Genomic DNA, 12,722 nt, shown 5'->3' with positions numbered 1-12,722 from the left:
ATCCCCCGCCTCCGACGTCGAAACGACATCACCATCACCATCACCGTCGAAATCCGCCGCAGCGACCTGCACCATCGAATCCCAGCCACCCCCGACAACCGAACCCGAGAACGAGTTGTCGCCCGAGTTCTTGTACAGGTTCAGCTGGTTGTCGGCGTCCACACCCAGCAGGTCGTCCCGGTTGTCGCCCGTGAAATCGTGCGTCGCCTTACGCGCGGGAGCATCGTCGATCACCGACTTGTTCCGCACCGGGACGTAGTCCTCCGGGTTGTTCCCGGAGAAGTAGGGGTACGGAATCTCCCGGTAGTGGACACCCGAACCCGAGAACTCGAGTCCCATGTAGGACGACTTGGAGGAGTCCGCCCACTTCTCGAAGAGAACGACGTGACCGCCGTTGCCCGAGTCGTCGTCGAGGAGGGCGTCACCGGCCTTCAGTTCACCCTTGGATATGGTCTCGGTCACGCCGTTGGCGGCGAAGGTGTTGGTGGCCAGCGACGCCGAGAGCTTCCAGGCCATGGAGACGTAGCCCGAGCAGTCGGTGCGGTAGTTCTGGTAGGAGCCGCCCTGGTTGTAGTCCAGGCCGAGACCGACCCAGCTCTTCGCCCTGCTGATCACGGTGGAGCGTGTGATCTCGGGGGCCATCGCGGAGGCGGACCGCGCCAGACCCCGCTGCTCCGACGGCACCGCGAGATAGGGGCCCTGGCCGGGGCTGCCCCCGTCGCTCACGGCGACCGGGGCGGGGGAGGCCGCCTGGGCTACCGTGCCGCCGGCGAGGACGAGGCCGGTGGCGGCCAGCGCCACGGAGGCTGCGATCACGCGGCGCATGGCGGAACTGGTGGTCATGGACATGGCAAGACTCCAGGTGTGCGGAAGAACGTCGATGGTTGTGACGGGCACGAGGAAGGCGTCCCCAGCGGCACTCCAGGGCGCTTCCCGGGCTTGGTCCCCGGCGGCGTTCCCCGTTGCTGGATCAACAATTGCCCAGGTCCACGACGTGCGGAAGACGGAACCGCTGGCCTCAAACGGCCCCGGCCGGTACGGGCCGACCGCAGGCCCCCGGGGGCGGACGCACGGATGCGCGAAGTCCGGAAGGACTTCGCGCATCAAGGACGGGCAGGACCCGTCAGCCCTGCCGGACGGTTCGCTCCGGCCGTCTCGTCGACTCCGGCCGGGCAGCCGGCCCTTCCGGCTCCGGCCGCCTCATCGACTCCGGCCGGGCAGCCAGTCCTTCTGGACCGCGAGGACCCCCGCCTCGAATCGGCTGCGGGCCCCGAGCCGCTCCATGAGGTCGGTGGCGATCCGTCGCGCCGTGCGTGGCGACACGTCGAGCCGCTTGGCTATCGCTTCGTCGGTGAGGCCCCTGGCGAGCAGCTTCACGGCCATGGACTGCTGAGCCGTCAGCCCGCTCGGACCGGCCACGGGGACGTCGGAGAGGGGAAGCGCCCCCGCCCACTCCGTCTCGAACAGGGCGCACAGCGCGGACAGCGTCCCCTGCCCCGTCAGCACGACCGCCCCGGCGGCCGTGTCGTCACTGCTCACGGGAATCACCGCGGCCGTACCGTCGAAGATGATCATCCTGGTCGGCAGCGTGGCCGCCGTACGGACCTGACCGCCCAGGGACGCCAGCCAGTTGGCGTGGTCGATGGACAACCGGCTGTTGCGGACGCTGTCCAGGTAGATCGTGCGCATGCGCACACCACGCCCCAGCACTTCGGCGTTGAGCGGCCTGGCCGCGTCGATCGCCTCCTGAGGGAGGTGACTGTTGGGCGAGAAGGCCAGGACCTCTCGCCTCGCCTCCCGGGTGAAGGTGACGAGACGGTCCCGTATGCGGTCCAGACCGACCAGCTGCTCGACCCCCGGTTCGGCGGTCGCCGGGCGCAGCTCGGCGTACTCCGATATGAGCTGGGCCGCCGCAGCCCTGGACGCCTCCAGCCGCTGCTGCTGCGCCGCCAGGTCGGCCTGCTGACGGGCCATGAGGATTTCCATCCCGATGTCCGGCGAGACGGCCCGCATCCGGCCGGCGCTCTCGGCGGACGGCCGGACCAGGCACATCTCGCTCAGCTCGTCCAGCGCGTCACGGACCGCGTCCTCGGCCAGGCCCAGCTCGGCCGCGAGTGCGACCACGCCCAGATCCGGCCGCGACAGCATCCCCCTGTACACGGTCTCGGCTGCGGCTTGCAGCCCTAGCGTCGTCAGCACGTGGTCCCCCCAGTCACTCCTGGCACATGTTTGTGTGCAGATCATTACAGAGACCGCACGCCAACCCCAGCTAATTCACGCCTCATCCACACCTGAGGCCCGAAGCGTCCAAGGCCGGAACCGGCCCCGCATTTTGGTCGGCACCCCGCGCAGGCGTTGAGACCGTGGACAGATGTATCTCGTCCACGCCCATGTCGAAATGCCCGGTCCGCTCGAAGTTCCTCCGGACATAAGGGAATTGGTGCAGGCCCTCCTGAGAGCGGACTCGCGTGCGCAGGTCGAGCACCTCGCCGTGCACCTGCGTTCCGCCCACCTGTTCACCCTCGGGTTCTTCCTCCTGTCCGAGCGGTGGGAGCTGGCCGAAAAGCACGCTGCGGAGGTCTGCGGCCGCATGCTGAAGAAGCCGCCGCTCCACCGGGCCCGCCTGCTCGGCACCGGCGCTCCGCCGATCGGGCCCGCGTTCGACGTGCCGTGGCGGTGCGACCCGTAGCCGTGGGCCGCCTCCCCCCGGGCGCCCCGCCCGCCCACGGCCGGGAGGCCGGCTTCTGGACGCAAGTGTCCAAGGCCCCTTCAGTCCACCCGTCCGCTCTTCCTGGCCGCCTGAGCTGCGGCTTAGCTATGACTACCGGACGGAACAGCGCCACCGCGGGGCGCCGGACCGTACGGGCAGCAGCTTCCCGCCTCGCCCGCCGCCCTGCGGCGCATCCGGAAGGACAGCCCTCATGAGCTTTCTCCGCCTCACCAAGGCCGCCGCGGTCACCGTCCTCGCCCTCGTCGCCCTGGGGCTCTCCGCCCCGGCCGGCGTCGCCGCCCCGGCGGACATCCACCGGCCGGCCGCCACCACGGTGCAGGACATCCTCTGGATGTGACGGCCGACAGGCCCGGCGCCGGGGCTCCCTTGCTTCGAGCGCGCTCGAAGGCGTTGGGTGGGCATCCATGAAGTACACGCAGCTCGGACGCACCGGACTCAAGGTCAGCCGCCTCGTACTGGGGACGATGAATTTCGGCCCCCAGACCAACGAGAGCGAAAGCCACGCCCTCATGGACGCCGCCCTGGAGGCGGGCGTCAACTTCTTCGACACGGCGAACGTCTACGGCTGGGGCGAGAACAAGGGCCGTACCGAGGAGATCCTCGGCACCTGGTTCGCGCAGGGCGGCGACCGCCGCGACAAGGTCGTCCTCGCCACCAAGGTCTACGGCAACATGGGGGCCGAGGGCGAGGCGTGGCCCAACCACGACAAGCTGTCCGCCCTCAACATCCGTCGCGCCGTCGACGCCAGCCTCAAGCGGCTGCAGACGGACCACATCGACCTGTACCAGTTCCACCACGTCGACCGTGACACCCCGATCGACGAGATCTGGCAGGCCATCGACGTACTGATCCAGCAGGGCAAGATCCTCTACGCGGGCTCGTCCAACTTCTCGGGCTACAAGATCGCCCAGGCCAACGAGCGGGCCGCCCGGCGCGGCAGCTACGGCCTGGTCAGCGAGCAGTGCATCTACAACCTGATGGAGCGCGGGGCCGAGATGGAGGTCATCCCGGCCGCCCAGGAGTACGGCCTCGGTGTCATCCCCTGGTCCCCGCTGCACGGCGGACTGCTCGGCGGTGCGATCCGCAAGGAGCGCGACGGCAGCGGCTCCCGCTCCACCTCGGGCCGGTCCGGCGACGCCCTGGCCGACCCGAAGGTCCGGGCGCAGATCCAGGCGTACGAGGACCTCCTGGAGAAGCACGGCCTGGAGCCGGGCGAGGCCGGCCTGGCCTGGCTGCTGACCCGTCCCGGCGTCACGGGGCCGATCTCCGGCCCGCGCACCCGGGAGCAGCTCGACTCGGCGCTGCGCGCTGTGGAGCTGGAGCTGTCGGACGAGGTCCTCACGGCCCTGGACGAGATCTTCCCGGGCCCGGGCCCGTCGCCGGAGAACTTCGCCTGGTAGGTGAGCGGCGCGCGTGCGGCCTTCGCCCCCGGAGTCAGCCTCCGAGGGCGGAGGCCGCCGCCACGACGACGAACATCAGCACGAGCACGACCGCCATGATGCGGTTTCTGGTCTTGGGATCCACCCGACGAGCGTAACCGCCCGGCTCACCGGCCCAGCGGCCAGGCCTGAACCACCTCGTACCTCGGCTGCTCCCCCGGCACCCCGTCCACCGGCAGACGGCTGCGTACGAGACTGAGCTCATCCGCCTCCCAGCGCATGCCCTCGAAGCCCTCCAGCGCCGCCGCGTACGGGGTCAGGTCGGCCTGGACCCGGCTCCGGGCGAGGGTCAGGTGCGGGGTGTAGCGACGGTGCTCCTCCATCGGCACCCCGGCCTTCCGGGCGGCGGCGTGGGCACGCTCCGCGAGCAGCCGCAGCGTGTCGAGGTCCCCCGCCGCCCCCGCCCACAGGGCCCGTCCGTCGAACCGGCCGCCGCCGTGGATCCGCAGCGCGAAGGGCTGCGTCCGGTGCGCGGCCCGCTCCAGCCGGACGTACAGCTCCGGCATCAGCTCCTCGTCGACGTTCCCGAGGAACGCCAGCGTGTAGTGCCACCCCGCACGCGCGGTCCAGCGAAGGTTCACGGCGCCCGGCATGCCGTGCAGCCGGGCGACGGCCCTCGCCAGCTCGCCGGCGGCGGGCTCAGGCGGCAGGACGGCGGCGAAGAGTCTCTGGCTGCTCATGCGGCGAGTGTCCCAGCGTCCCCGCGTGTCCGGGGGCCCGGGCCTGTCGTTGTACTACGCGGCTGCCCGCGCCGTGCGGCAGCGGGCAGGAGCGCCACGATGACCGTGACATCGAGTTCGAGGACTTCCGGCTTCCCCCGCGACTGAAACGGGAACGCCGCCCTCTCCGACGAGGAGAGAGCAGCGTTCAGGAGACGGCTCAGGCCGCCGTGGCCAGCTGCTCGCGCGGGACGAACCGTACGTGCGGGCGGCCCGGGCGCAGGTCGACCTTGAGGCGCAGGCCGCCGACGCGGCTCAGTGCGAAGCCGACGCCGAGCGCGGCCACCATCGAGATCGCCCCGCCGACCGCCATGCCGGTGCGGGCGCCGTAGACGTCGCTGATCCAGCCGACGATCGGTGCGCCCACGGGCGTGCCCCCGGCGAAGACCATCATGTAGAGGCTCATCACCCGGCCCCGCATCTCCGGGTCCGCGGCCATCTGGACGCTCGTGTTGGCGCTGATGTTGGTCGTCAGGCCGATCATGCCGATCGGGACGAGCAGCAGCGAGAACAGCCAGACGGACGGCGACAACGACGCGGCGATCTCCAGGACACCGAACAGGGTGCCCGCGGCCACCAGCATCCGCAGCCGCGAGGAGCGGCGGCGGGCGGCGAGCAGCGCTCCGGCCAGGGAGCCGGCCGCCATGAGGATGTTGAAGAACGAGTACATCCCGGCGCCGCCGTGGAAGATCTCGTCCGCGAAGGCCGTCAGCCAGATCGGGAAGTTGAATCCGAAGGTGCCGACGAAGCCGACCAGGACGATCGGCCAGATCAGGTCGGGTCTGCCCGACACGTAACGCAGCCCCTCGCGCAGCTGGCCCTTGGCGCGCTTCACGGTCACGGACGCGTGGAGCTCGCTCGTGCGCATCATCAGCAGCCCGACGAGCGGGGCGATGAACGACAGCCCGTTGAGCATGAAGGCCCATCCGCTGCCGACCGTCGTGATCAGCACGCCCGCGACAGCGGGGCCGATCAGCCGGGCGGACTGGAAGTTCGCCGAGTTCAGGCTGACCGCGTTGCGCAGCTGCGCCGGGCCGACCATCTCGGAGACGAACGACTGCCTGGCCGGGTTGTCGACGACGGTCACCATGCCGAGCAGGAAGGCGATCAGGTAGACGTGCCAGACCTCGACGACGCCGGAGAGGGTCAGGGCGGCGAGCGCGATGCCGCACAGGCCGAGCGCTGCCTGGCTGATGAGGAGCAGACGCCGCTTCGGGAGCCGGTCGGCGATGACGCCGCCGTAGAGCCCGAAGAGCAGCATCGGGAGGAACTGGAGGGCCGTGGTGATACCGACGGCGGCGGCGGACCCGGTGAGGCTCAGGACGAGCCAGTCCTGCGTGATGCGGGACATCCAGGTACCGGTGTTGGAGATCACGGCGCCCGTGGCGAACAGGCGGTAGTTACGGATCTTCAGCGACGAGAAGGTCCCGCCGGTCTTGCTCTCGTGGGTGGAAGTCGGTGCGGGGGCGGAGTCTGCTCCGGATCCCGTACTCAAAAGGGTTCGCCTCCTCGGGCGTATACGGCGTTCGGACTGACGGGGACGTGACTGCGGGCGCTGCCGGGCCGGGGCCCTGCGCGCCCGCCGGGATCACAGGTGGGCGAGCTTCTCCAGCACGGGCGCGGCGGCCCGCAGCTTCTCCCACTCGTCCTCGTCCAGGCCCTCGGCGAGATCGGCCAGCCAGGCGTTCCGCTTGGAGCGGCTCTCGGCGAGCATGGCTTCCGCCTGCTCGGTCCGGCTGACCATCTTCTGCCGACGGTCATCGGGGTGCGGTTCCAGTCTGACCAGGCCCTTGGCTTCCAGCAGCGCGACGATGCGGGTCATCGACGGCGGCTGCACGTGCTCCTTGCGGGCCAGCTCACCGGGAGTGGCGGAACCGCAACGGGCGAGAGTGCCGAGCACCGACATCTCGGTGGGGCTCAGCGACTCGTCGACGCGCTGGTGCTTCAGGCGCCGGCCCAGCAGCATCACGGCTGAGCGAAGGGAGCTCACGGCGGCGGCACTTTCGCCGTCGTGGATCAGGTCAGGCATGTTCCTTAGCGTAACTCATTAGCTGTGCTAAATACCAGCTGGTGGTACACGCGCGAGAATCTGATCACCCGAACGAGTGAGTATGGGGCGGAAAGCGCCGCGAACCAGCCACATGTGCCGCGACCCTGCTTGGCATGGGATCGACAGTGCTCAGCCTGCGCATAGACGGTGAGCTGCTCGACCGGCTCCGCCGGCACGCCGCCAGACGCGGCATGAGCGTCCAGGACTACGTGGTCCGGACGCTCGTCCGCGACGATTTCGACGAGCGCTTCCACGCGGCCGTCGACGAGACGGAAAAGTTCTACGGGGCGGAGCCCCGTCACGCCGACCCGGCCGACCGGGTCACATGACGGAGATCCGCCCCGCAGGGGTGGAGCGACGTCCGGTCCGGACGTCTCCGTTCGCTTACGTGAGGCCGAGCGCCGGCATCGCGTAGTAGAAGACGAAGACCGCGGACACCACGTACATGGCCGCCGGGACCTCACGGCCGCGGCCGGCCGCCAGGCGCATCACGCTGAAGGCGATGCAGCCGATGCCGATGCCGTTGGTGATCGAGTACGTGAGCGGCATCATCAGCATGGCCATGAAGGCGGGGATGGCGAGCGTGAGGTCGCTCCAGTCGACGTCCCGCACATTGCCCGCGAGGATCAGGAACCCGACCGCGATCAGCGCGGGGGTCGCCGCCTGCGAGGGGACCATCGTCGCCAGCGGCGTCAGGAACAGCGCCACCGTGAAGAGCAGCCCGCTCACCACGCTCGCGAGCCCGGTACGGGCGCCCTCACCGACGCCCGCCGTGGACTCCACGAAGCAGGTCGACGCGGAGGAGGAGCTGATACCGCCCGCGGCGACGGCGACACCGTCGACGAGGAGGACCTTGTTGATGCCCGGGAAGTTGCCGTCCTTGTCCATCAGCTTGGCCTCGTCGCCGACGCCCAGGATGGTGCCCATCGCGTCGAAGAAGCAGGACAGCAGCACGGTGAACACGAAGAGGATGCCGGTCAGGAGACCGACCTTGCCGAAGCCGCCGAACAGGCTGACCTGACCGATCAGCCCGAAGTCCGGGGACGCCACCGGATTGCCGGGCCACTCCGGGACGGTCAGCCCCCAGGCGCCGGCCGGCAGGTCGGCGATGGCGTCGATGCCCAGCGCGACGAGGGTCATGACGACGATGGAGAGCAGGATCGCGCCCGGCACCTTGCGGACGATCAGCGCGAGGGTCAGCAGCGTGCCGAGGATGAAGACCAGGACGGGCCAGCCGTTGAGATGGCCGTCGTTGCCGAGCTGCAGCGGGACCGTGGTGTGCGCGGCGTCCGGGATGCGGGAGACGAAGCCGGAGTCGACCAGGCCGACCAGGAGCACGAAGAGGCCGATGCCCATCGCGATGCCCTTGCGGAGCGAGCGCGGCACGGCGTTCATCACGCGCTCACGCAGTCCGGTCGCGACCAGGAGCATCACGACGATGCCCGCGAGGACGACCATGCCCATCGCGTCCGCCCAGCTCATCCGGGGAGCGAGCTGGAGGGCGACGACGGTGTTGACGCCGAGACCGGCGGCGAGCGCGATCGGCACGTTGCCGATGACACCCATCAGGAGCGTGGAGAACGCGGCTGCCAGCACGGTGGCCGTGACCAGCTGGCCACCGTCGAGCTGATGCCCGTACATGTCCTTCGCGCTGCCGAGGATGATCGGGTTGAGCACGATGATGTACGCCATGGCGAAGAACGTGGCGAAACCGCCACGGATCTCGCGTGCGACCGTCGACCCCCGCTGGGAGATCTTGAAGTAACGGTCGAGAACACCGTGCGGCGGCTGCGGCATCGGAGGCTGATCGACCGGAGCGGTGGCCGAGGAGGACATGTATGACCTTCAGTCGTGCATCGAGGGGATGAAACCAGTCAGATTTGGATGTTCACACGAATGAATCGAGTCATCCATAAGCAGATTCAGTATGAATACATGAGGGGAAGATCGCTATCTCCGCGCGTAGATCCTTGGGCCGACTGGCCTGCGGCACCCCGGCTAGACTGACCGCATGGAGAAGTGGACACCGAAGCACGAGGCACCCGAGCCCCTGGAGGGTCCCGTCGTCGCCACCATCACCGGCGGCACGATCCTCTGGTTCGTCCTCTTCCTCGTCCAGGTCCCCTTCTACGGCTGGTTCGACGACCGCGGCCACGCCTGGTGGATCTGGGTCTGCCTGGCCGGGGCCGGACTGGGCCTGATCGGCATCTGGTACGTCCGGGGACGGGACGCCGCGCTCAAGCGGGCCGCGGCGCAGGCCGCCGTCGAGGAGTCCACGCCCGGCGGCGCGCGCCACTGACACCCGGCCCGGTCCCGTGAGGCCGGGCTCTCCACCGACACCCGGCCCGCCCCCACGGGACCGGGCTCTCCGCCGCCGGCGTACGACCGTGGGACCATTCCGGTCCTCCCCGGGTCGGACCTTCCGTCGCCCGGCGGGTGAATCACCTCTTCCGCCCGTACGGTCGGAATCATGACGCAGCGGGCACTCGACTCCTCCGGTGAACAGCCGGACCCCGTACGGACCCCTCCCGTGCCCGCGCCGCCGGGCGGGCTGACCGCCGCCGAGGTCGCCGAGCGGGTCGCACGGGGCGAGGTCAACGACGTACCGGTCCGTTCGTCCCGCTCCGTCACCGAGATCGTCCGCGCGAACGTCCTCACCCGGTTCAACCTGATCATCGGCGTGCTCTGGGTGATCATGCTGATGGTCGCACCGATCCAGGACAGCCTCTTCGGCTTCGTGATCATCGCGAACACGGGGATCGGCATCGTCCAGGAGTGGCGCGCCAAGAAGACCCTGGACGGCCTGGCGGTGATCGGCGAGGCGAAACCCACCGTGCGGCGCGACGGGGTGTCCGGCGAGGTCTCCGTCTCCGAGATCGTGCTCGGCGATCTCGTGGAGCTGGGCCCCGGGGACAAGGCCGTCGTCGACGGCACGGTCGTGGAGGCCGACAGCCTGGAGATCGACGAGTCGCTCCTGACCGGCGAGGCGGACCCCGTCGTCAAGCGGCCCGGCGACCCGGTGATGTCGGGCAGCTTCGTCGTCGCGGGCGGCGGGGCCTTCACCGCCACCAAGGTCGGCCGCGAGGCCTACGCCGTGCAGCTCGCCGAGGAGGCGTCCCGCTTCACCCTCGTCCAGTCGGAGCTGCGCAGCGGCATCAGCACGATCCTCAAGTACGTGACGTGGATGATGGTGCCGACCGCGATCGGGCTCATCATCAGCCAGCTGGTCGTCAAGGACAACAACTTCAAGGACTCGGTCGCCCGCACGGTCGGCGGTATCGTCCCGATGATCCCCGAGGGCCTGGTCCTGCTCACCTCGGTCGCCTTCGCGATCGGCGTCATCCGGCTGGGCCGCAAGCAGTGCCTCGTGCAGGAACTGCCCGCCATCGAGGGCCTGGCCCGGGTCGACATCGTCTGCCTGGACAAGACGGGCACCCTCACCGAGGGCGGCATGGACGTCACCGAGGTCCGCCCGCTGAACGGCTCCGACGAGGAGTACGTCCGCCGCGTGCTGGGGGCCCTCGGTTCCTCCGACCCGCGGCCGAACGCCAGCCTCCAGGCCGTCATCGACGCCTACCCGGACGGCGAGGGCTGGGGCGTCACGCAGACCATGCCGTTCTCGTCGGCCCGCAAGTACAGCGGCGCGGCCTTCACCGAGGGGGACGGCGGCACGTCCGCCTGGCTGCTCGGCGCCCCGGACGTCCTGCTGTCCGCCGACGACCCCGCCCTCGCCGAGACCGGCCACCTCAACGAACAGGGGCTGCGGGTCCTCCTCCTCGCCCGGGTGAGGGGCGAGCTGGACGCCGCCGACGCCGCCTCCGGGGCGGAGCCCGCCGCCCTCGTCGTCCTGGAGCAGCGGCTGCGGGCCGACGCCGGGGAGACCCTGGCCTACTTCGACGACCAGGACGTCGCGGCGAAGGTGATCTCGGGCGACAACGCCGTCTCGGTCGGCGCGGTGGCCAGGAAGCTGGGGATGCCGGGCGCAGAGAAGGCCCTGGACGCCCGCCGGCTGCCGGAGGACCGGGACGACATGGCGACGGAGATCGAGCGGAACGCGGTCTTCGGCCGGGTCACCCCGCAGCAGAAGCGGGACATGGTCGGGGCCCTCCAGTCGCGCGGGCACACCGTCGCGATGACCGGCGACGGCGTCAACGACGTGCTCGCCCTGAAGGACGCCGACATCGGCGTCTCGATGGGCTCGGGTTCCGAGGCGACCCGCGCGGTGGCCCAGATCGTGCTCATGGACAACAGCTTCGCGACGCTGCCGTCGGTCGTGGCCGAGGGGCGCCGGGTCATCGGCAACATCACCCGGGTCGCCACCCTCTTCCTGACGAAGACGGTCTACTCGGTGCTGCTCGCGATCCTGGTGGTGTGCTTCCAGGTGGAGTACCCGTTCCTGCCGCGCCACCTCACGCTGCTGTCCACGCTGACGATCGGCGTCCCCGCGTTCTTCCTGGCGCTCGCCCCCAACAAGGAGCGGGCCCAGCCGCACTTCGTGCGCCGTGTCATGCGGTACGCGATCCCGTCCGGGGTCATCGCGGGGGCGGCCACCTTCGCCACGTATCTGCTGGCCAGGCACCACTACGCCGGTACGGGCGCGCTGGACGCCGAGACGAGCGCCGCGACGCTCACCCTGTTCCTGGTCTCGATGTGGGTCCTGGCGATCATCGCCCGCCCCTACACGTGGTGGCGGATCGCGCTGGTGGCCACGATGGGTCTGTGCTTCCTCATCGTGCTCGCCGTGCCGTGGCTCCAGGACTTCTTCGCGCTGAAGCTGGTGGGGACGACGATGCCGTGGGCGGCGGTGGCGATCGCTGCGGTCGCGGCGGCCGTCCTGGAGATGGCCTGGAGGCTGGTCGGCCGCCGCTTCCGTTCGTGAGTACGTCAGTGACTACTTCACGTCGACGAAGTCACCCGCGGTCGTGACGGCCGGGGTGGTCGACGTGCCGGCGAAGCTGTAGCGCCAGTAGCCGTCCACCGAGGCCTTGACCGTGGTCTTCAGCTCACCGGTGCTGTTGGAGTTGATGGTCTTGACGGTGGTGTAGGTGCTGCTGGTCTTCTTGCGGAACTGCAGCTTGACGGGCTGCACGGTGTAGCCCTTGTAGGTGTGGGTCTCCCAGTTGGCGCGCGACAGCTTGCCGGTGGCCGTGATGGTCCCGCCCTTCTTGACGGGCTCCGGTGCGGCGTTGACGGTCAGCTTGGAGAGACGCTGGACACGGGCCGTGGCCTGGTAGTCGTTCCACGCGACGCTCTCGTCACCGGCGAGCGCGCCCGCGGTGACCTTCCACGTGCCGGCCAGCGCGTTCATGTACAGGTCGTCGCCGGGGACGATCGTGATCGTCATCTTGCAGGTGGCGGTGGTGGCGCTGGAGTTCGTGCAGGACGCGGCATCCTCGTTCGGCATCACCCATCCGTCGACGTCCGTCTCGACGTCCGAGCCGTGCCAGAGGTCGATGTAGCCGTCGACTATGCCGGACGGGTGCGAGGCGGTGACCGAGACGCTGATCGTCTTGGCGGCCGTCGTGCCGAGGACGATGTCCTTGCCGCCGTTGATGACGACCTTCGAGATGACGGGGGTCGTCACCGCGGCGCGCGAGACAGCGCGAGGGGCCTTGGCCCCGGTGCCGAACACCTCGGCGGCGGTCGGCTTGTCCAGGCTGGGAACGGCCTGGTCGCCCGCCTGCGCCGCCGGAACGGCGAGGGCGGACAGGGCCAGGGCGCCGGAAACAGCGGCAACAGTGGCACGAATACGCATGTGGTCCCCTGGTGGAGATGGGACCCGC

At 69.8% G+C, this 12,722-nt stretch carries 13 protein-coding genes; 6 read left to right on the top strand and 7 right to left on the bottom strand.

The window, feature by feature from the left end; translation table 11 throughout:
• On the bottom strand, positions 1–849 hold an 849-nt coding region (locus tag ACFUNE_RS13515), incomplete at its 3' end, for an FG-GAP-like repeat-containing protein (RefSeq protein WP_383565961.1).
• Positions 850–1,200: 351 nt separating this feature from the next.
• Entirely contained in the window at positions 1,201–2,199 is a 999-nt protein-coding gene (locus ACFUNE_RS13510) for a helix-turn-helix domain-containing protein (protein WP_383565959.1), read from the bottom strand.
• Between the two features lie 172 nt (positions 2,200–2,371).
• On the opposite strand from ACFUNE_RS13510, the gene ACFUNE_RS13505 reads away from it, so the two are divergent.
• The 3 genes from ACFUNE_RS13505 (at position 2,372) to ACFUNE_RS13495 (ending at position 4,131) form a co-directional block, all read left to right on the top strand.
• Positions 2,372–2,689 carry a hypothetical protein gene (locus ACFUNE_RS13505; RefSeq protein WP_383565957.1) on the top strand — a complete coding sequence of 106 codons (318 nt, stop codon included), beginning with the start codon at positions 2,372–2,374 and terminating at the stop codon, positions 2,687–2,689.
• A gap of 232 nt (positions 2,690–2,921) precedes the next feature.
• The gene (locus tag ACFUNE_RS13500; protein ID WP_383565955.1) at positions 2,922–3,068 is read left to right on the top strand and encodes a hypothetical protein; all 147 of its coding nucleotides are present in this window, start codon (positions 2,922–2,924) and stop codon (positions 3,066–3,068) included.
• A gap of 67 nt (positions 3,069–3,135) precedes the next feature.
• Complete coding sequence (locus ACFUNE_RS13495; protein WP_383565953.1) at positions 3,136–4,131, top strand: aldo/keto reductase; 996 nt, start codon at positions 3,136–3,138, stop codon at positions 4,129–4,131.
• A gap of 146 nt (positions 4,132–4,277) precedes the next feature.
• Here ACFUNE_RS13495 and thpR read toward each other — a convergent pair whose 3' ends face one another.
• The 3 genes from thpR to ACFUNE_RS13480 form a co-directional block, all read right to left on the bottom strand.
• On the bottom strand, positions 4,278–4,850 hold the full coding sequence (gene thpR, locus ACFUNE_RS13490; RefSeq protein ID WP_383565951.1) for an RNA 2',3'-cyclic phosphodiesterase: 573 nt from the start codon (positions 4,848–4,850) through the stop codon (positions 4,278–4,280).
• A 199-nt stretch (positions 4,851–5,049) separates the two neighbouring features.
• Positions 5,050–6,384, bottom strand: a complete 1,335-nt coding sequence (locus ACFUNE_RS13485) for an MFS transporter (RefSeq protein WP_383565949.1) — start codon at positions 6,382–6,384, stop codon at positions 5,050–5,052.
• 93 nt (positions 6,385–6,477) lie between these two features.
• On the bottom strand, positions 6,478–6,918 hold the full coding sequence (locus ACFUNE_RS13480; RefSeq protein WP_383565947.1) for a MarR family winged helix-turn-helix transcriptional regulator: 441 nt from the start codon (positions 6,916–6,918) through the stop codon (positions 6,478–6,480).
• A 134-nt stretch (positions 6,919–7,052) separates the two neighbouring features.
• Here ACFUNE_RS13480 and ACFUNE_RS13475 point away from each other — a divergent pair, with 134 nt between their 5' ends.
• Positions 7,053–7,268, top strand: a complete 216-nt coding sequence (locus tag ACFUNE_RS13475) for a hypothetical protein (protein ID WP_208860956.1) — start codon at positions 7,053–7,055, stop codon at positions 7,266–7,268.
• A 55-nt stretch (positions 7,269–7,323) separates the two neighbouring features.
• On the opposite strand, the gene ACFUNE_RS13470 is transcribed toward ACFUNE_RS13475, so the two are convergent.
• A complete protein-coding gene (locus ACFUNE_RS13470; protein WP_383565945.1) occupies positions 7,324–8,775 on the bottom strand; it encodes an NCS2 family permease in 1,452 nt (483 codons plus the stop codon).
• Between the two features lie 175 nt (positions 8,776–8,950).
• On the opposite strand from ACFUNE_RS13470, the gene ACFUNE_RS13465 reads away from it, so the two are divergent.
• Positions 8,951–9,238, top strand: coding sequence for a DUF2530 domain-containing protein (locus ACFUNE_RS13465; protein ID WP_383565943.1), 288 nt, complete (start codon positions 8,951–8,953; stop codon positions 9,236–9,238).
• A 171-nt stretch (positions 9,239–9,409) separates the two neighbouring features.
• Positions 9,410–11,818, top strand: coding sequence for an HAD-IC family P-type ATPase (locus ACFUNE_RS13460; protein WP_383565941.1), 2,409 nt, complete (start codon positions 9,410–9,412; stop codon positions 11,816–11,818).
• Positions 11,819–11,830: 12 nt separating this feature from the next.
• Here the strand turns inward: ACFUNE_RS13460 and ACFUNE_RS13455 are convergent, their stop codons facing one another.
• On the bottom strand, positions 11,831–12,694 hold the full coding sequence (locus ACFUNE_RS13455) for a calcium-binding protein (protein ID WP_383565939.1): 864 nt from the start codon (positions 12,692–12,694) through the stop codon (positions 11,831–11,833).
• Between the last annotated feature and the right edge of the window lie 28 nt (positions 12,695–12,722).

The sequence above is a fragment of the Streptomyces sp. NPDC057287 genome (assembly GCF_042667905.1).
Classification (GTDB): domain Bacteria; phylum Actinomycetota; class Actinomycetes; order Streptomycetales; family Streptomycetaceae; genus Streptomyces.
The sequence above is the reverse complement of the archived record's forward strand: the minus strand, read 5'-3'. Positions and strand labels throughout refer to the sequence as shown.

What these genes read in the sequence shown, in the direction of transcription:
- ACFUNE_RS13460 (WP_383565941.1), top strand. Translation starts at nt 9,410, where the DNA reads ATGACGCAGCGGGCACTCGACTCCTCCGGTGAACAGCCGGACCCCGTA.
- ACFUNE_RS13480 (WP_383565947.1), bottom strand. Translation starts at nt 6,918, where the DNA reads ATGCCTGACCTGATCCACGACGGCGAAAGTGCCGCCGCCGTGAGCTCC.
- ACFUNE_RS13505 (WP_383565957.1), top strand. Translation starts at nt 2,372, where the DNA reads ATGTATCTCGTCCACGCCCATGTCGAAATGCCCGGTCCGCTCGAAGTT.
- ACFUNE_RS13475 (WP_208860956.1), top strand. Translation starts at nt 7,053, where the DNA reads ATGGGATCGACAGTGCTCAGCCTGCGCATAGACGGTGAGCTGCTCGAC.
- thpR (WP_383565951.1), bottom strand. Translation starts at nt 4,850, where the DNA reads ATGAGCAGCCAGAGACTCTTCGCCGCCGTCCTGCCGCCTGAGCCCGCC.
- ACFUNE_RS13455 (WP_383565939.1), bottom strand. Translation starts at nt 12,694, where the DNA reads ATGCGTATTCGTGCCACTGTTGCCGCTGTTTCCGGCGCCCTGGCCCTG.
- ACFUNE_RS13500 (WP_383565955.1), top strand. Translation starts at nt 2,922, where the DNA reads ATGAGCTTTCTCCGCCTCACCAAGGCCGCCGCGGTCACCGTCCTCGCC.
- ACFUNE_RS13470 (WP_383565945.1), bottom strand. Translation starts at nt 8,775, where the DNA reads ATGTCCTCCTCGGCCACCGCTCCGGTCGATCAGCCTCCGATGCCGCAG.
- ACFUNE_RS13465 (WP_383565943.1), top strand. Translation starts at nt 8,951, where the DNA reads ATGGAGAAGTGGACACCGAAGCACGAGGCACCCGAGCCCCTGGAGGGT.
- ACFUNE_RS13495 (WP_383565953.1), top strand. Translation starts at nt 3,136, where the DNA reads ATGAAGTACACGCAGCTCGGACGCACCGGACTCAAGGTCAGCCGCCTC.